The sequence below is a fragment of the Streptomyces sp. NPDC020917 genome (genome assembly GCF_044333795.1).
Lineage (GTDB): Bacteria > Actinomycetota > Actinomycetes > Streptomycetales > Streptomycetaceae > Actinacidiphila.
The window spans coordinates 647687-668021 of sequence record NZ_JBIRRR010000003.1; the positions used below are offsets into that span (position 1 = coordinate 647687).

14 protein-coding genes and 2 pseudogenes are annotated in these 20335 nt (G+C 70.6%); 4 read left to right on the top strand and 12 right to left on the bottom strand.

Going from position 1 to position 20335, the window contains the following annotated elements:
• Position 1: 1 nt before the first annotated feature.
• Positions 2 to 1270, top strand: a complete 1269-nt coding sequence (locus tag ACH4TG_RS09685; RefSeq protein WP_398241624.1) for an MFS transporter — start codon at positions 2 to 4, stop codon at positions 1268 to 1270.
• Positions 1271 to 1389: 119 nt separating this feature from the next.
• Here ACH4TG_RS09685 and ACH4TG_RS09690 read toward each other — a convergent pair.
• Positions 1390 to 1524: pseudogene (locus ACH4TG_RS09690) on the bottom strand (SOS response-associated peptidase family protein); the annotation flags it as partial.
• A gap of 354 nt (positions 1525 to 1878) precedes the next feature.
• On the opposite strand from ACH4TG_RS09690, the gene ACH4TG_RS09695 reads away from it, so the two are divergent.
• Positions 1879 to 2256 carry a nuclear transport factor 2 family protein gene (locus tag ACH4TG_RS09695; RefSeq protein WP_398241625.1) on the top strand — a complete coding sequence of 126 codons (378 nt, stop codon included), beginning with the start codon at positions 1879 to 1881 and terminating at the stop codon, positions 2254 to 2256.
• Positions 2257 to 2577: 321 nt separating this feature from the next.
• Positions 2578 to 2874, top strand: a pseudogene (locus ACH4TG_RS09700) (hypothetical protein); the annotation flags it as partial.
• 57 nt (positions 2875 to 2931) lie between these two features.
• Here ACH4TG_RS09700 and ACH4TG_RS09705 read toward each other — a convergent pair.
• The 6 genes from ACH4TG_RS09705 to ACH4TG_RS09730 all read right to left on the bottom strand — a co-directional run bounded on the left by ACH4TG_RS09705 (position 2932) and on the right by ACH4TG_RS09730 (position 10450).
• Positions 2932 to 5133 (bottom strand): MMPL family transporter, encoded by a 2202-nt coding sequence (locus ACH4TG_RS09705; RefSeq protein WP_398241626.1) that lies wholly within the window; start codon positions 5131 to 5133, stop codon positions 2932 to 2934.
• A 384-nt stretch (positions 5134 to 5517) separates the two neighbouring features.
• Complete coding sequence (locus ACH4TG_RS09710) at positions 5518 to 6402, bottom strand: ExsB family transcriptional regulator (protein WP_398241627.1); 885 nt, start codon at positions 6400 to 6402, stop codon at positions 5518 to 5520.
• Complete coding sequence (gene larC / locus ACH4TG_RS09715; RefSeq protein ID WP_398241628.1) at positions 6399 to 7553, bottom strand: nickel pincer cofactor biosynthesis protein LarC; 1155 nt, start codon at positions 7551 to 7553, stop codon at positions 6399 to 6401. The genes ACH4TG_RS09710 and larC overlap by 4 nt, the downstream gene beginning before the upstream one ends.
• A complete protein-coding gene (gene larB / locus ACH4TG_RS09720; RefSeq protein ID WP_398241629.1) occupies positions 7550 to 8260 on the bottom strand; it encodes a nickel pincer cofactor biosynthesis protein LarB in 711 nt (236 codons plus the stop codon). Before larB ends, larC begins: the two co-directional genes overlap by 4 nt.
• Entirely contained in the window at positions 8257 to 9570 is a 1314-nt protein-coding gene (gene larA, locus ACH4TG_RS09725) for a nickel-dependent lactate racemase (RefSeq protein WP_398241630.1), read from the bottom strand. Before larA ends, larB begins: the two co-directional genes overlap by 4 nt.
• Positions 9571 to 9736: 166 nt before the next feature.
• Complete coding sequence (locus tag ACH4TG_RS09730) at positions 9737 to 10450, bottom strand: FadR/GntR family transcriptional regulator (protein ID WP_398241631.1); 714 nt, start codon at positions 10448 to 10450, stop codon at positions 9737 to 9739.
• Between the two features lie 392 nt (positions 10451 to 10842).
• Between ACH4TG_RS09730 and ACH4TG_RS09735 the strand changes: the two genes are divergently transcribed.
• The gene (locus ACH4TG_RS09735; RefSeq protein WP_398241632.1) at positions 10843 to 13740 is read left to right on the top strand and encodes a glycosyl hydrolase family 95 catalytic domain-containing protein; all 2898 of its coding nucleotides are present in this window, start codon (positions 10843 to 10845) and stop codon (positions 13738 to 13740) included.
• Positions 13741 to 13765: 25 nt separating this feature from the next.
• Here the strand turns inward: ACH4TG_RS09735 and ACH4TG_RS09740 are convergent, their stop codons facing one another.
• The 5 genes from ACH4TG_RS09740 to ACH4TG_RS09760 form a co-directional block, all read right to left on the bottom strand.
• Positions 13766 to 14629 carry an LLM class flavin-dependent oxidoreductase gene (locus ACH4TG_RS09740; protein ID WP_398241633.1) on the bottom strand — a complete coding sequence of 288 codons (864 nt, stop codon included), beginning with the start codon at positions 14627 to 14629 and terminating at the stop codon, positions 13766 to 13768.
• A 23-nt stretch (positions 14630 to 14652) separates the two neighbouring features.
• On the bottom strand, positions 14653 to 17049 hold the full coding sequence (locus ACH4TG_RS09745; protein ID WP_398241634.1) for a glycosyl hydrolase family 95 catalytic domain-containing protein: 2397 nt from the start codon (positions 17047 to 17049) through the stop codon (positions 14653 to 14655).
• A complete protein-coding gene (locus ACH4TG_RS09750; RefSeq protein WP_398241635.1) occupies positions 17046 to 17891 on the bottom strand; it encodes a carbohydrate ABC transporter permease in 846 nt (281 codons plus the stop codon). Before ACH4TG_RS09750 ends, ACH4TG_RS09745 begins: the two co-directional genes overlap by 4 nt.
• A gap of 31 nt (positions 17892 to 17922) precedes the next feature.
• Complete coding sequence (locus tag ACH4TG_RS09755) at positions 17923 to 18807, bottom strand: carbohydrate ABC transporter permease (RefSeq protein ID WP_398241636.1); 885 nt, start codon at positions 18805 to 18807, stop codon at positions 17923 to 17925.
• A gap of 91 nt (positions 18808 to 18898) precedes the next feature.
• A complete protein-coding gene (locus ACH4TG_RS09760) occupies positions 18899 to 20206 on the bottom strand; it encodes an ABC transporter substrate-binding protein (protein ID WP_398241637.1) in 1308 nt (435 codons plus the stop codon).
• Positions 20207 to 20335: the final 129 nt, after the last annotated feature.

Here is a 20335-nt window from a genome sequence, read left to right on the forward strand (position 1 = left end):
CATGTCCCGCACGGACCTCAGCGGGGCCGCGACCAGAAGCGGGGACTGGTCGCGGCCCCGCGCCGCCCTACCCGCCCTCTGCCTGACACAGATCGTCGGCTGGGGCACGGTCTACTACGCCTTCCCCGTCCTCAGCCCCGCCATCACCCAAGACACAGGCTGGCCCGCCACCGCCACCACCGCCGCGTTCTCCGCAGCCCTGCTCGTCTCGGCGATCGCCGGAATCGTCGTCGGCCGCACCCTGGACCACCGCGGTCCCCGCACCGTGATGACCGCCGGATCAGCCCTCGCCGTCGCCAGCCTCCTCATCGTCGCCGCAGCACCTGACCTGGCCGTCTTCACAGCCGGGTGGCTCCTGGCCGGAGCAGCCATGGCCGCGACCTTCTACCAGCCCGCTTTCGCAGCCCTCACCCGCTGGTACGGCCCCCACCGGGTCCGCGCCCTGACCACCCTCACCCTCGCCGGCGGCCTCGCCTCCACCGCCTTCGCGCCCCTGACCGCCACCCTCAACCAGCACCTGGGATGGCGCGGCACCTACCTCACCCTGGCCGCGATCCTCGCATTCCTCACCATCCCCACCCACGCTCTCGCGCTCAACGCACCATGGCCCAAGGCCCCACAGTCACCCGCCCCCATCGAGGAAACCACCGCCGCCTGCGTCGCACGGGGCCGCCCCTTCCTGCTCCTGGCCGCGGCACTGACCCTGTCAGCGTTCGCGATGTACGCCGTCGTCATCGCCCTCGTGCCCCTCCTGACCACCCGCGGCGCGACCACCACCCAAGCCGCCTGGGCCCTCGGACTCGGCGGCGCCGGACAAACCGCCGGCCGCACCCTCTACGCCGCCCTCGCCCGCCACACCCCACCCGCTGCCCGCACCGCCTGCCTCATCGCCGCCGGCGGCGCCACCACCACAGCCCTGGCCCTCACCTCCGGCCCCTACCCGCTGCTGATCGCGCTCGCCATCGCAGCAGGCATGGTCCGCGGCAACCTCACCCTCCTCCAAGCGACCGCCATCACCGACCGCTGGGGCACCACCCACTACGGGCACCTCTCCGCCCTGCTCGCCGCCCCCACCACCACCGCCAGCGCCCTCGCCCCATTCGCCGGAGCAGCCCTCGCCTCACCGCTCGGTGGCTACCCCCACCTCTTCCTCCTGCTCGCCACCCTCTCGGTCCTCGGCGCTGCTCTTGCCCTCACCACCAGTACCAGCGGCATCGGAACCCGGCGCAGCCGCCGCCATCCAGTGGCTCGTAGCCAACGCGGCAACTGACGCTGCAGTACGTGGATTTCCGCCTTGCGCCGACAGGTTCCACCGTGGTTCGAGCCCGAAATTCCGCGAACCCGTTCAGTTCGCCGCCGGATCTCCCCGGTGTCCCGGTCCACCCGTTCCAGGACCGCCCACACGTCGTCGGTCGGCGCGACGTTCCAGCTCCGTTCCCACGCCAGTTCCTCGAGCGGCGGGTCGGAATGGAACAACCGGGTGAGCTGCGCCGGGCTTCGCGTGGAGACGTATCGGCCGCACATGCTCCCCACCCTGCCACGCCCTATCTGCGACGGCCGGGCACCAAGACGGCTGACACACGTGTTCCTCCCCCACGTCGCCGGCCGTGGCCACCGGGCTGCAGCACGCGTGCCGCCCCGGGTGCGGGTCCTCTTCGGCGCTGATCTGCGGTCTCCAGGTGGTGCACACTCAACTCACCAGCCCACGACCCGGCCTCAGCAAGATCCCCACCCCCGACAGCACCAATGATCGACCTGCCCACCCGTCACGCCAAAGACCGTTGCAGTACCAGCCAGTGCTGTGACCGGGATAATCCACCGTGATCGGAAGGCGGCTCGCGGGACGAGCGCACGCACAATGGCTGGTATTACTGGGGCATGCAGGAAGAGACGGCACGCTCCGCGATCGACACGTTCATCTCCGCATTCAACGCCTCGGACGACAACTATGTGACTGACTTGCTCTCCCAGGCCCTGACCTCAGACGTGGTCTTCTGGGGGCCGTTGGGTCGCAGCGAAGGACTCGCGGCGGTCGAGCGGTTCGTGCTGGACATCCGGCGCCACCCGGCGGGGACCGGCACGATGGTGCGCTGCTCAGCGGTGGACATGCCTGACGAATGGGCCCGGTACCAGTGGGTCTTCACCACGCCGGATGGAGGCCCCCGCCTGGCGGGAACCGACGTCGTGCATCTGCGGCGGAGCCTCATCGACCAGATCATCGTCTTCGCGGGGGAGATCGAGCCGTCCGCCTCCTGAGAAGCCGTGATCAAAGCGATCCTGAGGCGTGGGGGTCGGACAGGGGTTCGGTTCTCGGTCCCGTCCGGGTGATCGCGTACCGGCCGGCGCATGGAGGAAGGGCCTCCTGCACAACCCGGAGATGTCGAGTCACCGGAGTGCGGACAGGCCCCGATGTCCCAGTCTGTCGCGTTCGCGGGGTCAGCGTCCAACTCCGTTGTGCCGGGCTGTGATTGCCTGGAACACCGGTTCGGCAACGCCGCCGACCGCAAGGACCGCGAGCGCTGCTGCCCGAGCGACCTCACCGACGCCGGGTGGGCCGTGGTACGCGACGCGCTGCCGCTGCCGCTGCTGGCTGGTGGGCCGGGGCCGCCGCCCGGAGGGCTACTGCCATCGCATGTGGTCGACGTGCGCACGCCGCCCGGCTTCACCGACGAGGAAGTGCGCGCCGCGCTGGTGATCCGACGCCAGTATCCGCGTACCGCCGTGCTCCTGCTGTCGCAGTACGTGGAGGAGCGGTACGCCGCCGATCTGCTCGCCGCCAACACCTCGGGCGTCGGCTATCTGCACAGCGATCCGCTCGACCGGCTGACACCGCGCGAGCGGGAGGTGCTGGAGCTGATGGCGGGCGGCCGGTCCGGCTTTCCCCACGATCGCTGAGCAGCGACGTCCACGCGCAGACGGGCGGCCGGTTGCTCAGCGGATGCTGGTGCCGGCGCGGGGGAGCTTGCCGGTGGCGAGGTCGTCTTCGAGGCGCCGGCCCTCGATGTCCGGGTCCGGGATGTGCCGGGAGAACCAGCGGGGGTGGTACCAGAGCCTGGCCCCGACGATCGCCATGACGGCCGGGACGAGGGTGAGACGGACGACGAAGGCGTCGAGGAAGACGCCGGCCGCGAAGCTGAAGCCGATCGCCTTGATGGTGGGGTCGTTGGTGAACATGAAGGCCACGAAGATGAAGAACATGATCAGTGCCGCGGCGGTGACCACGCGCGCCGAGACCCCGGTGCCGCGCTCGACCGCGCGGCGGGCGTTTCCGTTCTTGGTGTAGTCCTCCTTGACCCGGGAGACGACGAACACCTCGTAGTCGCTGGACAGTCCGAAGATGATCGCCAGCATGATGAGCGGCAGGAAGCTGATCGTCTCGGACGGGGTGATCCCGAAGATGTGGCGGCCCCAGCCCCACTGGAAGACCGCGACCGAGGCACCGAGGGCCGCGGCCATCGACAGCAGGAAGCCGAGGATCGACTTGATCGGCACCAGGATGGTGCGGAAGGCGAAGGTCAGCAGGATGAAGGCCAGGCCGACCACCACGACCAGGAAGACCGGAAGTGCGCTGGAGAGCTTGGCGGAGACGTCGATGTTGGACGCGGTGGTGCCGCCGACCAGGATGTGCGTGCCGGTGGTGCCCTCGATCGATGCGCGGTCGTGGCGCAGCCTGTGGACGAGCGAGGTGGTGGACGGGGCGTTCGGCCCGGATTTCGGGATCAGCCGGATCAGCGAGGTGCCGTTCATGGCGGCCACCGGCGTCACCTTCTCGACATCGGGCTCCTTGGCAAGGGCGCCGGCGACGCGCAGCGTGTCCGACGGCTGTCCGACGTTCTGGACGACGATCAGCAGCGCTCCGTTGAAGCCGGCGCCGAAGCCCTCGGTGGTCAGGTCGTACGCCTTGCGTTGGGTGTTGCTCGTCGGCTTCGACGCGCCGCTGGGCAGGCCGAGCCGGATGCTGAGGGCCGGGATCGCCAGTACCCCGAGCAGAGCGACGCCGCCGACGAGCACGAGGATCCGGCGGCGGACGGCGAAGCGGGCCCAGCGGGCGCCGGCGGGACTGCCCGGATCGGCGGCGGACTTGCGGGCGACCCGCTCGACATGCTTGCCCGGTGGCAGCCGGGTGAACGTGGCCACCTTGAGCCCGGCGAAGCCCAGCATCGCGGGCAGGAACGTCAGCGCGATGAGCAGGGCGACGGTGACGGAGGCCGCGGCGGCCAGGCCCATCACCGTCAGGAACGGGATGCCCACGACGGTCAGCCCGCACAGCGCGATGATCACGGTGAGGGCGGCGAAGACCACGGAGCTGCCCGCCGTGCCCATGGCCATCGGCACCGACTCCTCGGGCGTCATGCCGTTGAGCAGGTTGGTGCGGTGCCGGTACAGGATGAAGACGCCGTAGTCGATGCCGCAGGAGAGGCCGAGCATCAGTGCGACCGTGGTCGACGCGGAGGCGATCGTCACCACGGACGCGATGGCGGTGACGCCCATCAAGGTGGTGATCACGCCGATGATGGCGCCCAGAATGGGCATGCCGGCGGCCGCGAAGGCCCCGAAGGTGATCATGAGGATGATGAACGCGACGATCAGGCCGACCAGTTCGGGCAGCTCGGAGACCACCACCCGCCAGCCGGGATAGACACTGCCGTTGTACTCCACCTGGACGCCGGCGGCCTGTACCGGTTTCATCGCGTCCTTGACCAGGTCGAGGTTGGCGTCCTTGACGTCGGCGGGCTGCGCTGTCCACTGCACCTGCCCGAGCGCGATCTGGCCGCTCGGCGACACCAGTCCACTGCGGTACGGATCCAGGACGTTCGAGACCTGCGGCACGGTCCGGACCTTGCCGAGGCCCGTCTCGATCGCCGCCTTGAGCGCCGGGTCGGTGACCTTGGCACTGCCGTGAGTGGCGAACACGATCGTGGTCTGGCCGCCGCCGAAGGCCGGAAGCTCGGTCTTGAGAACGTTGGACGCGTTCTGCGCCTCGGTACCCGGGATGGTGAAGTTGTCGTTCGTCTTCCCGCCGCTTGCCCGGGCGACGGCGACAGCGGCGATGGCTGCTGCCAGCCACAGTACGAGGACGAGTCTCCGTCGCCGGAAAGCGAACTGAGCAAGTCGGTACAAATAGCTGGACATGGACATATTTTGCATCATTGCGGCGAAAGCAGGCAGAAGCCGGGCCCGAGGTGGCCTGCCGCGGCGGAGACGAAGCGTGGGAAGGAGCCCGGCGGCCCTTCTTGCTCGGGGCCGCCGGGCAACGCGTCCTCAGCCGGCGGGCGCCTTGGGCAGGATGCCGTTGTTCAACCACGCTCACGCGGCTCCCGCATCGTCGACGACGAGGTAGTCGGCACGACCATCACCGTTGACGTCGGCGACACCGAAGGCGATCTGCCCCTGGTACTGCCAGCCGAAGCCACCGTTGCCACCGGGAGCCGGCCTGGCCGACCCGCTCCAGCCGGCCCTGCGCGATCACCATCCCGTACGGCGCCGACTACCCGGACCTTAGGGCAACACTTGTATCTACAAGATGCCGTCCTGCGGCGGCCACCCGCGGTCCGGTCCGAGCCCCGGATTGAGCACGCCGGATCGGAACGCTGCGGTCTCCACGGCCCCTTCGTCGAATCCGGCCGCTGCCAGGACCCGGGGCAGGCCGGGCACGGCGGTGACCGCCGGGAGGGAATCCGCGGGTACCTCGATACGCGCCCGCCCTCGTCCCAGATCGCGGACGCGCAGATCAGTGACGGCGATGCCCGCGGCGGCCAGGGCCGCGCGGACCGCGGACTCGGCCCGGTCCACACGCGCCAGTCGCGGGCCGGAGATCGTCAGGCCGTAGGCGATCCGGCTGGCGAGGCAGGGCGTCGCCGGCTTGTCCCAAGTGGGCAGCGACCAGTGCCGGCTGAGCCGGCGGACGCGGGCCTTGGTCAGCCCGGCTCCACGCAACGGCGTGAGGACTCCCCGCTCCTGCCCTGCCCGGATGCCGGGGCGGAACGGATCGAGCGCGTCGTCGGCGTTGGTGCCGGTGGCGACGTTCGTCACGCCGCGCTCGGCGGCCAGCGCGGTGATGGCACCGAGCACCTCGGACTTGCAGAAGTAGCACCGGTCGGCGCCGTTGGCGCGGTATCCGGCCCGCTCCAACTCCCTGGTGTGCGGCGTGAGGTGCACGACGCCGAGTGACGCGGCAAGGTCCCGGGCAGGGCGGAGTTCCGTCGACGCGAGGCTTTCGGACACGGCGGTGACCGCGAGCACCCTGTCCGCCCCAAGAGCGCGCACCGCTGCCGCGAGGACGAGCGCGGAGTCCGCGCCGCCCGAGTAGGCGACGGCGAGCGAGCCGGTCCCGGCGAGCCGCGCGAGGAGCGCGGCGCCGTCGTCCTCTGCTTCGGTCCCGCTCCGCTGATTCCGCGTCATATCCGCTCCTCGGCATCCCGTGCGGCGTCGAGCGCGCGCTCCGCCACCGCCAGCAGGGGCAGTCCCAGCACCGCAGCGGCGGCCGCCACGTCGTCGTGTTCGGGTTTGGCTCGGTACGGGCCGTGCTTGACGCGGACGGCCGTGCCGCCGACGTCCACGGTCCCGGTACGCCGCGGCAGCGTGCCGCGGGTGGTGCCGATGCGGCGGACGCCGAGCGTGCCGGTCTCGGCGAAGATCAACTCCTGGAGGGCGTCGCGCCGTTCGTCATCGGTCAGGCAGTGGAGCACATGGCCGGGCCGGCCTTTCTTCATGATCGCGGGCGTCACCCAGACGTCCAGCGCTCCGGCTCCCCGCAGGGACGTCATGACGTGGGCGAGGGTCTCCCCCGTCACGTCGTCCAGATTGGTCTCCAGCACCGTGACGTGCTCCTCACATCCGTCCGCCCGGGCGGCCAGGGTGGCAGTGCAGACGTTGGGGCGGTCGTCCAGGACGCGGGTACCGGCGCCGTATCCGGTCCTGCCCAGCGCAACCGGCGGCATCCGCTGGTAGCGGGCTCCCGCCGCCACCAGCACGGCGGCCGCGGTCGGGGTGACGGTCTCGCCCGGCACGGTGGTGCCGGTCGCCTGGGCGCCTTCGAGCAGGGCGAGGGTGGCCGGCGCGGGCGCGGGGATGATGCCGTGCGCCGAGTGGCAACTCCCGGTGCCCAGCGGGAGAGGGGCGCACACCACGTCGCTGACATCGAGGTGATGGAGGGCGGCGCCGATGCCCACGATGTCGACGAGCGTGTCGTGGCCGCCGAGTTCGTGCAGGTGCACATCGTGCGGGGGCACGCCGTGGATGCGACCCTCGGCGGTGGCGATGGCGGACACGGCGGCGACCGCGAAGTCGGCGACCGGGCCGGGGGCAGCCCGGGAGGCCAACTCCAGCAGGTCGCCCGCGGAACGTTCGGCGGCCGGATCGGTGACCCGCACGTCGACACGAAGTGCGAACAGCCCGTGGCTGGTGACGCGGTCGACCGTCAGTTCCCAGCCGGTCATCCCGGTGGCGGCGACGGCGTCGCGGACGGCGTCCAGCGGGGCGCCCGCGTCGACGAGCGCGGCCAGGAGCATGTCTCCGGCCAGGCCGGCGAAGGGATTGATCCAGCAGATCACGAGCTCGCTCCCCGGGCCTGGGCGATCCGGTGCACGGCCATCGCGGCGCCGAAGCCCGAGTCGATGTTGACCACGGTGATGCCCGCGGCGCAGGACGCGTGCATCGCCAGAAGGGCGGTGACCCCGTTCAGCGATGCCCCGTAACCGGTGGACGTCGGCACGGCGATGACAGGGCACGCCACCATCCCGCCGATGACGGAGGCGAGCGCGCCCTCCATGCCGGCGATGACGATCACCGCGTCCTGCGCCCGCAGGAACTCCTTCACGGCCAGCACCCGGTCCAGGCCCGCCACTCCGACGTCGTGGACGGCGCTGACGGCCAGTCCCGTGCTCGTGGCGACGGCGTACGCCTCCGCCGCGACGGGCCGGTCGGAGGTGCCGGCGGCCACCACGGCCACGGTGAACCTGCCGCGTTCCGCCGGCCGCCAGGTCATCAGGCGGGCTTCGCGCTCGACAAGCGCTCCCGGCACGGCGTCGGCCACGGCCTCGGCCTGTGCAGGCTCGACGCGGGTCGCCAGCACCGGGCCGGTGTTGTGTTCCAGCAGGGCGGCGACGATGCCGGAGATCTGCTCGGCGGTCTTCCCCGGGGCGTAGACGACTTCGGCGAGCCCTTGCCGGGATTCCCGGTCGACGTCGGGGCGGGCGTAGTCCAGGTCGACGGAGTGCGGGTTGTGCATGGTGGCCTCGTTCGTTTCGGGTCCGGTCACGGCGCGGCTGTCGGTGACGACCGCGCCGACGGCACCGGTGCCAGATAGGGGATCGTCTGCGGGCCTTCGGGCAGGACGCACAATCGTGCTTGCGGGCCGGCCGCGGCGAGAGCGCGGGCGACGGTGCCGGAGATGTCGTGGGTCTGCCGCAGGTGCGCCGTGGCGAGCTCGTCGTCGCCGAGGTGGTTGGTGTGCATCACCACGTCGGTGCGGGCCTGGATGCGTGCCTGGATCTGGACCTGCCACTGGTCGGGCACGGTTTCGGCGGCAGACCGGGCCTCGATGACGTCGAGCAGGTGCTGGGGTGAGGGTGCGGAAGCCAGGACCGACCGGTAGGAGCCGTGGTCGGGGAATCCGTCGCGGCACTCGGCGGCGCACACGATCGTGCCTCCGGGGCGTGTGACCTGGAAGGCGGCCGACATGCCCTTGACCGACTGGTAGAGGTTCTGGTCCAGCGGGAAGCCGGCGTTGGTGGTCACCACGACGTCGAACGGCCGCGGCACCGGCCGCATCGACAGGCGTTTGGCGACGGCGGTCGCCGCGGCGTGCATGGGGAGCAGGTCCCCACCGAACGCGGTCACGATGTCCTGGTCCCGGTTGAGGATGACGTCCACCGCGTAGGTGACGCCGGTGGCCTGGGCGATGGCGCGCACGTCGTCGTGGACGGGATTGCCGTGGGTGATGCCCCAGGTCGCCCGGGGGCTGGCTATGCGGGCGGCGTCATGGAGGACCAGCACGGTCTCCAGCGCGGCCAGTCCCGGGGCCACGAGCTTGGGGCCGCCGGAGAAGCCGGCGAAGAAGTGGGGTTCGACGAAGCCGGTGGTGATCCGCACATCCGCCCGCACCCAAGCGGTGTTCAGCCAGACCGGTACGCCGCTGCCGACGGTGCCCATCCAGGTCAGCTCGTCGCGGTTGCGCGCGTCGTGGTTGACGATCCGCACATGGTCGACGATCTCGTCGCCGAACATCTGCCGGAGTTCGGCATCGGTGTTGCCGCGGTGGGTGCCGGTGGCGACCAGGATGACGACGTCCTCCGGGCGGACGAGGCCGTCGAGTTCGGCGAGGATCGCGGGGACCATCAGGTGCCTCGGCTGGGGGCGCGTGCCGTCGCACACCGAGATCGCCACGGTCTGGCCCGGGCGGACGCGCTCGCGCAGCGGCGGGCCGGCGACCGGGTCCCGCAGCGCGGCGCCGACGGCGGCCACCTGGTCCGGCGCCGCATGGTGGTGGACGGGGCGCACGACAGTGGTCACGGACGGATCGACGTCGATGTCCAGGCCGCTTGCGCCGTAGGCGAGGTGAACGATCATGACCTGCGTTCCTCGATGCGGTGGATGCGGAGGCCCTGCCGCCGAAGGCGTCTTCCCGCTCGGCCGGGCGCCCGCGGGACCCCGGCCGCCGCCGGAAGGTCCGGAGCGGGCTCCTGCGCCGCCGGCCGGAGCCGGACGGCGACGGAAAGCGGTGGAGAGCGGCGGATCAGTCGAGCGCGGCCGCGGTCCGGTCCCGCCCGTCGGCGTTCAAGTGGTCGCGCAACCACCGGTCCGTGGTGTTCACGTGCATCAGTGCGGCCGCCTGCGCGAGCGCGGCGTCGCCTGCGGCAAGCGCGCTGTAGATCGCCCGGTGCTCGGCGATCGTCCGCTCCCCCGCATTGTCGTCGAGCAGACCGCGCCAGACCCGGACCCGCACGGTTCTGCTGGAGATGCCGTCCAGCAAGGTGGCCAGCGTGGCGTTCCCGGTGGCGGCGATCACCGCCCGGTGGAAGGCGGCGTCGTACTCGTTGAGGCGCTCCACGTCGTCGCGTGCCTGGACCATCGCGTCGAGATGGCGCTTGACCTCGGCCAGTCCGTCCTTTGAGATCCGGCTCGCGGCAAGACCGGTCGCCGCCGGCTCGAACAGCCGGCGTACCTCGGTCAGTTCCAGCGTCGTGTCGCCGCGCAGCAGTTCCACGGCCGAGCCGAGCCCCTCGAGGAGGAGGGCCGGCTCCAGACTGGTGACGTACGTGCCGTCGCCGCGCCGGATCTCCAGGACACGCGCCACGACCAGGGCCTTGACCGCCTCGCGCGTCAGGTTGCGCGACATGCCCAGTTCGGCGGCGAGTTGCGGCTCGGGCGGCAACCTGCTGCCCGGCTCCAGTTCACCGTCCTGGATCAGCTCCCTGATGCGGGCAATCGCCCTGTCGGTCAGTGACATCGGTCGGACCACGCTCCCTTGCTCGTCCAGCGGACCCTAGCAGGACATCCCATGTCTGGGAACCCATGGGGGGTGAGTTCACGCATCGCAGACCTCCACCGCCGCGCAAGAGCATGCGCCCCACCGGGACATTCTTAGAAATGCCGCACGCACCTCTGGACAGTCGCCAACCCAGCCCCCTATAAATCCATCCCATGTAAGCGCGGGCTCCCGTGCGGCTCCCCCAGGGCCGGCAACGGCGTCGAGGCCGTCCGGGCCCTGGCCGGCTGGTCGTACATCCCTCGCCGTCGACGGCCACGTGAGCGGTCTGCCAGTACGTCCCTGGGCCGCCTGGATCCCGAGTGGCGCCTGTACCGGTCTCCCCATCCACCTTTGACATCGGAGTGCTCAGGATGAACCTCCCCGATCCCCCCCTCGACCGCAGGCGGTTCCTCGCCACCGCGGCGCTCACCGTGGGCGCCGCCGCGCTCCCCGGCACCGTGTTCGCCACGAGGTCGGCCGCGTCGGTACCGTCCGGGGTCGCCCTTCCGCAGCGGGGGATCTTCGACGGCGCGCCCGCCTCGACGTGGACCGACGGGTTCCTCAGTGGCAACGGGGAGTTCGGCGCCGTGTACCACGGAGCGCCGGCACTGGAGAAGGTGGTCCTCAACCACCACCGCTTCGTCCTGCCGAACGGCACCCGAGGCGTGACGCCCCCGCAGAACGCAGCGCAGCTGAAGGCGGCACAGGACAAGGCGCTGGCCGGTGACTACGCGGGCGCCGCGTCGACGTTCGACAACGGCTGGAACCTGCTGTGGACGCAGACCTTCCACCCCGGCTACGAACTCCAGATCAGCAACACCGGCGGGACGACCAGCGCGGCCAACTACGCCCGGGTCACCGACTTCCGCACCGGCGAGGTCACCCACACCTGGAGCGACACCTACGGCGGCTGGCGGCGCCACGCCTTCGTCTCCCGCGCGGACCGGGCCGTCGTCCACGAGCTGCTGCCCGCGCCGGGGCGGACCGTGAACGTCACGATCGGCGCCGACACCGCCCTCGACGGTGTCCCGTCGGACGTCTCCTTCACCACCACGGCCACCGTGACCGGCCACAACGGCTACCTCGACGTGCGCGGCGTCTACCCCTCAGGAGGGGCCTACGGCTTCGAGGGGGTCACCCGTGTCGTGGTCACCGGAAAGGGAGCCTCGGTGAGCGCGAGCGGGCAGACGCTGGTGGTCACCAAGGCCACCAAGGTCCTGCTGCTGACCAAGCTGGACCGCTACGAGACCGCCACCGGCTGGAACGCCAAACCGTTGCAGACCGCACTCGCCTCCCTGACCGCCGACTACGCCACCTTGCTCGGCCGCCACGCCCCGCTGCACCAAGCCATGTACGACCGGTCCACCATCGACCTGAACGTCTCCGCCGCGGACCGCCAGATGTCCACGAGCGATCTGATCTCCCGTCAGAACGCCCACGCCTCGACGATCGACCTCGCCCTGCTGGAGCGGATGTACGACTCCGGCCGCTATCTGTTCGTCAGCTCCAGCGGCGTCCTGCCGCCCCGCCTGACCGGACTCTGGGCCGGCAGCTGGAACGCCTCCTGGGCCGACGACCTGACCACCGACGCCAACGTCAACCTCCAGGTCGCCGGCGGCAACATCCTGGACCTCGGCGATGCCATGCAGGGCTACTTCGACCTCGTCACCGGGCAGTTGGCCGACTGGCGGGACAACGCCACCCACCTCTACGGCGCCCGCGGGTTCCTCGCCCCCACCCGCACAGACGGTGAGCACGGCCACATGCTCCACTTCAACGCCGGGAGCTTCCCCGGCCAATGCTGGACCGGTGGCGCCGACTGGTTGCTGTACCCGTTGCTGGAGCACTACCAGGTCACCGGCGACGCCGAGTTCCTCAAGAACACCCTCGGCCCCGCACTGATGGAACTCGCGCTGTTCTACGAGGACTTCCTCACCCGCACCGACGCGAACGGCAGAGCGGTCTTCGTGCCCTCCTTCTCCGTGGAGAACTCCCCGTCCAGCACCGGTCAGTGCCTGTCGATCAACGCCACCGGCGACGTCATGGCCGGCAGGCACGCGCTGCACGCCGCGATCGATGCGGCCAACGCCCTCGGCGTCGAGCAGGGCGCGGGGCAGGGTGTTGCGCGATGGAGCGCGCTGCTGGCCAAAATGCCCGACTACACGGTCAACGGCGACGGCGCCCTTGCCGAATGGTCCTGGCCGGACCTGACCGATCGCTACGACCACCGCCACGTCCAACACATGTACGGCGCCTGGCCGCTGCACGAGATCAACCCCGAGGACGAACCCGACCTCGTCGGCTACGCACGCCGGGCCCTGGACCTGCGCGGCGACGAGAACTATTCGGCCCACGGCAGCCTGCATCGCGCGCTGGCCCGCGCCCGGCTCAAGGACGGCTCCGGCGTCTACGCCAACCTGCTGAAGATCCTGGGCAACAACATGGTCTGGCGGTCGCTGATGACCTCCCACAACCCCGACCTGACCACCTACAACTGCGACGCCGCCAACACCATCCCCGCCGTCCTCGCCGAGGCCGTCCTCTACACCCGGCCCGGCGTCCTGGAGATCCTTCCCGCACTGCCCGACGAGTTGGCCAAGGGCACCATCACGGGCGTCCGCGGCCGCAACCAGGTCACCGTCTCCACGTTCCGCTGGGACACCGCGGCACGGACCGCCGCCGTGACGCTGACCTCTGCCGTCGGCCAGGACATCACCCTGATCAGCCGCCGGGGCATCACCTCCATCTCCACCGGGGTCCCGGTTGCGGCCTCCCCACTGGGCAGCCACGCCCGGGTGGTCTCCCTGACCGCCGGCACGAGCACGACGATCGCCGTCGGCCTACTGACGGGCACCTTCAAGGTGGTCAACCGCGCCTCGGGCAAGGTCATGGACGTGTCCGGCGGCTCGACCGGCGACGGCGGCGCTGTCATCCAGTGGCCCTGGAGCGGGGCCGCCAACCAGCAGTGGACGCTGCTGCCCGAGTACGACGGCTCGCTCCGCCTGTCGAATGTCAACAGCGGCAAGGTCCTCGACAGCCCGGGCGGCTCGTCCCAGGGCGCCGCCCTCGACCAGTGGAGCGACACCGGCAGTGCCAACCAGTGGTGGAAGCTCGTTCCCTCGACCACCAGCGGCTACTACCACCTCGTCAATGACCGCAACGGGTGGTACGCAGGGGCCCAGAACGCCTCCGGTGCCGACGGCACCCCGATCGTCCAGGGGGCCGCGTCCGGAGGCGCCGAACAGGAGTGGCAGATCGTCCCGGTGTGAACGGTACACGCCGCCCGGGCCGCCGTCAGTCCTTGAGCGCGGTCAGCACGCCGGCAAGCTGATGAAGCGGCTCCGGGCCGACGACGCGCAGGACGACGGTGTCCGCGCCCGCGGAGGCGAGTTCGCGCACGTGGGCTGCGGCCTGCGGGGCAGCGCCGGAGACGGTGAAGACCGCCTCGGCGGGGCGGCCCAGCCAGGCGGCCTGGGACTGCGTGATCGGGCCCAGCTCGTGCGCGACGTTCTCGCCGTCCTCCCCCACGCAGCAGAAGGCGAACACCGTCACGCTGTGCCCGGCCCTCCGTCCCTTCTCCTGGGCCAGGCGGTGGACGCGTTCCACGTCCTGCGGGCCGTGGCCCTCGGCGATCAGCGTTCCGTCGGCGACCCGGCTCGACAACTCGAGTGACCGGGGCCGCACGACACCCGCGACCACGGGGGGCGGCTCAGCGGGCGGGTGCACCAACTGGATCCCGGTCAGCTGTACCTCACGCCCCTGCATGTCCACCCGCTCCCCGCGCAGCAGGGCGCGCACCGAGACGATCGTCTCCTCCAGCAGAGCCATTGGCGACCGGGCGGAGACGCCCGCCATGGCCATCCACTCGGGAACGCCGTGCCCGATGCCCGCCACCAACCGGCCGGGAAACGTGCGGGCCAGCGTCGCCAGCTCCATCGCCACCAGCGCCGGACTCCGCAGCGGCGCGGGCATGATGCCGATGCCCACTCGCAACCGCTGCGTCGCCCCGAGCGCCACCGCGGCAGCGGAGACACCGCCGTTCCAGCCGAGGTCCTCGACCACCCACAGGTCGTCGACCCCCAGCGCCTCGGCCTCCTGCGCGAAGCCCGGAAGCCCTTCGGGAGCCCAGTCACGGTCGTAGATGACACCCACGCGCATGTTCACTTGTTCCTCACGTCCAGTCAGTCCGATGCTTCGAGCAGATAGATACCCGCCTCGATCGCGAGGAAGGTCAGCAGCCGCCCGTCCTCGCCTCGCCCAGTCGAGGGCACCTCCTGTCCCTTCTCCTGCGAGATGAGGGCCAGCCGTCCGGATCCCGCCGCAACCGCGAGTACCAGTTCCTTCAACGGGCGCCGCACGACGATCCGGCAGCGCGTCAGGTACCCGTCGCTCCACTCCAGGTCGGCGCTGATGCCGCCCGCTGCCCGCAGTCCCCGGACAGAGCCGGCGGGCCAGTGTGCGGGCAGGGCCGGCAGGAAGCGAAGGATCCCGTTGTGCGACTGCAGCAGCATCTCGGCGATCGCCGCCGTGACGCCGAAGTTCGCGTCGATCTGGAACAGTTGAGGCGGGTGCAGGCCGAACAGGTTCGGAGCGACGGAAGTGACGAGCAGCCGGCCGACGGCCTCGCCTGCGAGGTCGGCGTCGCCGAGACGCGCAGCCAGAGCGGCCACCCAGGCCAGGCTCCAGCCGGTACCGCCGCCGCCGTATTCCAGCCGGCGGTCCAGGGCCTTGCGGGCCGGGGCGAGGTAGGCGGTGTCGCCGAGCGGGTCGATCGAGGAGCCCGGGTAGAGCCCGTACAAATGGGACAGGTGGCGGTGGCCGGGCTCCTCCTCCGTCACGTCCTCCCACCACTCCAGCAGGCGTCCGTCACCGGCGACGCCCGGCTGGCGCAGTCGGGGGAGTGCGGCCTCCAGTTCGGCGGCGAGCTCCGCGTCGCGGCCGAGCAGGCGGGCGGCCCGGCCGGTGGCGGTGAACAGCTCGGTGGTGAGCCAGAAGTCCATCGTGCAGCCGGCGGACACCGCCGCCGCGCCGCCGTCCGGCAGGCGGAAGCGGTGCTCGGGCGAGGTGGACGGGCAGGTGACCAGATGACCGTCGCCGTCGTCGACCAGGAGGTCGAGGACGAACTCCGCCGCCCCACGCATCGCCGGATAGGCGCGCTTCTCCAGGAACTCCCGGTCACCCGTGAACCGGTAGTGCTCCCACAGGTGGGTGACGAGCCACGGTCCTGCCATGGGCCAGGTGGCCCAGACCGGGTCTCCGGCCACGGGGTTGGTCGCGCGCCACAGGTCGACGTTGTGGTGGCAGCACCAGCCGCGGGCCCGGTAGTGCGCGGCGGCCGTCCGGGTGCCGGCCTCGGCAAGATCGGTGACGAGGTCGAACAGCGGCTCCTGGCAGTCGGCGAGGCCGGTGGTCACGGCCGGCCAGTAGTTCATCTGGGTGTTGATGTTGACGGTCCAGTTGGCGTTCCAGGGCGGCGCCACGTCCCGGTTCCACACGCCCTGCAGATTCGCCGGCTGGGTGCCCGGCCGGGAGGAGGCGATGAGCAGGTAACGGCCGTATGCGAAGAGCAGCGCGGCCAGGCCCGGGTCGCGGTCCCCGGCCACCGCCGCGGCCACGCGCTCGTCGGTCGGCAGTGTGCTGCCGCCGCCGGCCGGCTCGAGGTCGAGTGCCGCAGTGTCGTACAGGCGCCGGTGGTCGCGAACATGGTCGGCACGCAGCACGTCGAACGGCAACTCGGCCGCGGTCTGGATCCGTTCGAGCACCTCGCGCACCGCATCCGCGGGGCCGGCGGGTTCGTGCCGCCAGCCGCGATACCCGGTGGCGAGGGCGAGGAGGACCGTCGCCTCGTCGGCGCCCGTCACGGTGATCTCGTCGGCGCCCACCTCGATCCGGCCGGTGCCGGCCCGCACGGTGATGCCGGCCGCGAAGCCCATGCCGGCATCGGGGCGGTAGGTGGCGGGGTCCTGCTCCTCGAAGGCGATGTGGGACGGCGCGCGCCCGCTGTGCACCAGCGCTGTGCCGTCGACAGCGGTCCGGGCACCCGGATGAGCGGGGGCGAACCGCACGGTGAACGTGAGCGCCGATGCTGCTGCGGCGCTCAGGTGGACCACCAGGACGTCCGCTGGGGCGGAGACGAACGCCTCCCGCCGGACGGCGACGCCGCTCGTGCGATAGACGACGGTGTGAACCGCGTTGCGCAGGTCCAGCGCCCGCTGGTAGCCGACGACATCGGCCGCAGTGCCGAAGTCCAACTCAAGTGTGGCCAGCGGCTGGTATGCCTCGGTGAAGACACTCTGCATGCTCTTGGCGGTGGCGTCCGCGCTCGCGTGGTCGTGGTGGCGCAGCACGCTGTCACGCAGTGCGGGCAGGTGGGTCGCGGCGTCCGGCGTGTCACGGCTGCCGGGGCCGCCCGACCAGAGCGTGTCCGCGTTCAGTTCGATTCTCTCGGTGCTGGTGCCGCCGTACACCATCGCCCCGAGCCGGCCGTTGCCCAGCGGCAACGCCTCCAGGAAGGTCGAGGCCGGCGTCCGGTACCACAGGCGGTGCTCGCCACCACTGGCGGTGCGAGCCGCGGTCACTTACCGATCCCGACGGTCATGCCCTGGATGATCCTGGTGCCGAGCCAGGAGAACAAGGCGAGCATCGGGGCGAGGATGATGCAGATGCCTGCGAACATCGTGCCGTAGTCCAGGCCGTTGATCTGCTGGGTGGCGAGGAACCCCTTCAGCGCCACCGGCAGCGTGATCTTGTCCTGGCTCTGGGTGAGGACCAGGGCGAACAGGGTCTCGTTCCACGCTCCGATGAACTGCAGGAGGAACGCGGTGATTAGGCCGCCGCGGGCGACGGGGACGATGACCTGCACGAAGGTCCGCACCGCGCCGGCGCCGTCGATGACCGCGGCCTCTTCGAGTACCTCGGGAACGCCGGCGAAGAAGCCCGTCAGCAGGTAGACGGTGAACGGCATGGCAAGACCGGTGTAGACGAGGATCAGGCCGGTGTGGGTGTCCACCAGGTTGGCCTTGGCCAGACCGACGAACATCGGCACGATCAGGACCTGGCCGGGGACGCCGAGACCCATGGCGAAGGTCATGGTCAGGGCACTGGAAGTGCGGGTGCGGCGGCGGGCCAGGACGTAGGCGCACGGCGCCGCCAGGGCGATGGCCAGGCCCGAGGAGACGGTGGCGTTGATGAGGCTGTTGACGGCGGCCTGCCCGAAGCCGCCGTCCCCGAACGCCTTGGCGTAGTTGCCGAACCTCGGGTGGCTGGGCAGTCCGAAGGGGTGGTGGAGGATGTCGGAGCTGCCGCGCAGCGAGGTGAGGGCGACCCACAGCAGCAGCACGATGTCGGCGGCCACGACGGCCCACACGACGCCCGTGCCGATCCGCATCGCCGGGCCCGCGGTGTTGCGTCCGGTACGCATGGTTCTGCGTCCCTTTCTTGTTCGGTGGGGCTCAGAACTGGATGGCGTCGCGGCGCATGAGCCGCCGCAGCACCAGGGTGATGAGGCCGACCATGATCAGGCTGACGATGGATGCGGCGGTGGCCATGCCCAGCGCGGGGGTGCTCTGCGGTGGGAAGGCTTCCTCGTAGACGTACATGGCGGTGTTCCACGACTGCGCGGGCGGTGCCTGCCCTGAGCTGTCGCCGCCGAAGACGAGGATGAGTTCGAAGATCTTCACCGAACTCACCGTCCAGAGCACGGCGCAGACGCTGATGACGTCCCAGGCGAGCGGCAACGTGATGTGCCGGAAGCGCTGGAAGGCGTTGGCACCGTCGAGTTCGGCGGCCTCGTACAGGTAGGACGGGATCTGGTCGACGGCGGCCATGATGATCGCGGTGTAGTAGCCCGTGGCCGTCCAGACCAGGGTTCCGACGATCATCGGGAAGAGGTTGTCGGTCGACAGCCACTTCGGTGGGGTGGACATGCCCAGGCCGTGCAGGATCCGGTTGACTGGGCCGTCGGGCGAGAAGAGGAAGCCGGCCAGGACGCCGAACACCATCGCGTTGACCAGGCAGGGGAAGAAGATCACGGAGCGGGCGAAGAGCCTGCCCCACATCTCGCGCAGCACCAGCGTCAGCGCGAAGCTGATGACGAAGGTGCACGCGCCGCCGATGAAGAGGATCTCCAGGGTGTTGGTCATCGAGGACCGGAAGAACGGGTCCTCGAACAGCAGCCGGTAGTTCTTCAGCCCGCGCCACTGCTTGGTGCCCATCCCGTCCCACTTGTACAGGCTGGTCCAGGCGGCGTAGCCGATCGGTACGAGGAAGATGACGGTGTAGGTGATCAGGGCGGGCGCCGCGAACGGCCAGAACATGCGGCGCCGCTGTCGCTCCATCGGAGCCTGGGAGGTGCGCTGGGGTCGGGGGGATTCCCCCCCGGTCCTTGTGGCCCGGGGGGACTCCGTCATGAGGTCGGTCATCGCGGCGTCAGCCCTGCGACTTCCAGTAGGCGGCCTGGTCGGACTTCATCTTGGCCACGAACTGCTCCGCGGTGATCTTCCCGTGCCACAGGTCGAGGAAGTGCGGGTTGAAGACCTTGTCCATCAGGGCGCCGGCCTGCCCGTCGTAGGTGAGTCGTACCGCGTTGGCGTCGAGCGCTTTCTGCACGTCGGCGAGGTCGGCCGGGGCGGGGACGTCGGCGCGGGTGGTGATGCTGTCGGCGGTCGACGCCAGGCTCTGCATGGTCTTCTTCTGGAGGAAGTAGGCGATGAACTTCTCGGCGGCCTCGGGGTTCTTCGCCCGCTTCGGGATGGAGAAGCCGAAGGTGATCGAGTCGGGGGCGGTAACCCCGGGCGGGAGCATCGCGCCGAACTTCCAGTTCGGGCCGACCTCCTTGCCGGTCTCCGAAGTGGCCCAGCTGCCGGTCATCCAGAACGCGTCCTTGCCCGACGCCCAGGCGGTCTCCTGGGCCGGCGCCTTGGTCGCGTCGTAGCCCGGGACGATGTAGCCGCCCTTGACCAGTTGCTCGGTCTGCTGGGCCGCCTTGAGCACCGCGGGGTTGTCCCACGCCTTGCCGCTCTTGTCGTTGGTGAGGTCGGCGAAGCTTATGCCCTGGGCGTTGAGCTGGTAGTCGAACTGGAGCCCGTTGGTCCACGCGTCCTCGCCCTCGGAGGCCAGGCAGGGCTTCTTCTTCGCCTTCAGGGCGTCGCAGATCTTGATGAAGTCGGCCCAGGTGGCCGGGGGCGTGGTCATCGCGGCCCGGATGTCGGGGTCGGCGGCGTTGTAGAACAGCTCCGCGGAGTCGACGATGTAGGGGATCACATAGTTCTGGACGCCGGACGGGTCCTTGGGCAGGACCTTGGTGTACTTGGCCGGGATGACGTCGCCGACCGTCTTGCCCTCGCCGGGCACCGCCATGGACAGCACGCCGGTCAGGTCCCGGGCCTGGCCCGCGGACGCGGTCTGGCCGTAGATGACGTCGGAGCCCTGGTCCCACAGGTCGGGGGCGCGGTTGGCGGCGATCGCCGGGCCGATGCTGGCGCGGACGTCGCGGCCGACGAATTTGACGTTCACCTTGATGCCGGTGGCGGCGGTGAACTGGTCGATCGCCGTCTTGATCGCCTTGCCCTGCGGCTCGTCGGCCCGCCACATCGACCAGTAGGTGAAGCTGCTGCCGCTCTTGGTGCCGCTGCCGGCGGAGTTGCCGCCGCATGCGGTCAGGCCGAGCGCGAAGGTGGCCGCGGTGGCGACCGCCAGGGCGGTTCGGGTGCGTCTCGCGGAGCGGGTCCGTCGCATGGTGCCGGTCATCTTTCGGGCCTTTCGATCCGTGATCGTCGCGCTGTCGTCGTAGGGAGGAGCGCGTGATCGGGTGAGGTTGAAGGTGTGAGGGTGCGAAGGTGCGTGGGTCTGGGGCGAGTGGGCGCC

Excerpts from the sequence above, each read along its gene's own strand:
- ACH4TG_RS09740 (WP_398241633.1), bottom strand. The coding sequence starts at position 14,629 with ATGCGCGTGGGTGTCATCTACGACCGTGACTGGGCTCCCGAAGGGCTT.
- ACH4TG_RS09685 (WP_398241624.1), top strand. The coding sequence starts at position 2 with ATGTCCCGCACGGACCTCAGCGGGGCCGCGACCAGAAGCGGGGACTGG.
- ACH4TG_RS09755 (WP_398241636.1), bottom strand. The coding sequence starts at position 18,807 with ATGGAGCGACAGCGGCGCCGCATGTTCTGGCCGTTCGCGGCGCCCGCC.
- ACH4TG_RS09705 (WP_398241626.1), bottom strand. The coding sequence starts at position 5,133 with ATGTCCAGCTATTTGTACCGACTTGCTCAGTTCGCTTTCCGGCGACGG.
- ACH4TG_RS09750 (WP_398241635.1), bottom strand. The coding sequence starts at position 17,891 with ATGCGTACCGGACGCAACACCGCGGGCCCGGCGATGCGGATCGGCACG.
- ACH4TG_RS09735 (WP_398241632.1), top strand. The coding sequence starts at position 10,843 with ATGAACCTCCCCGATCCCCCCCTCGACCGCAGGCGGTTCCTCGCCACC.
- ACH4TG_RS09760 (WP_398241637.1), bottom strand. The coding sequence starts at position 20,206 with ATGCGACGGACCCGCTCCGCGAGACGCACCCGAACCGCCCTGGCGGTC.
- ACH4TG_RS09710 (WP_398241627.1), bottom strand. The coding sequence starts at position 6,402 with ATGACGCGGAATCAGCGGAGCGGGACCGAAGCAGAGGACGACGGCGCC.
- ACH4TG_RS09695 (WP_398241625.1), top strand. The coding sequence starts at position 1,879 with ATGCAGGAAGAGACGGCACGCTCCGCGATCGACACGTTCATCTCCGCA.
- ACH4TG_RS09730 (WP_398241631.1), bottom strand. The coding sequence starts at position 10,450 with ATGTCACTGACCGACAGGGCGATTGCCCGCATCAGGGAGCTGATCCAG.
- larA (WP_398241630.1), bottom strand. The coding sequence starts at position 9,570 with ATGATCGTTCACCTCGCCTACGGCGCAAGCGGCCTGGACATCGACGTC.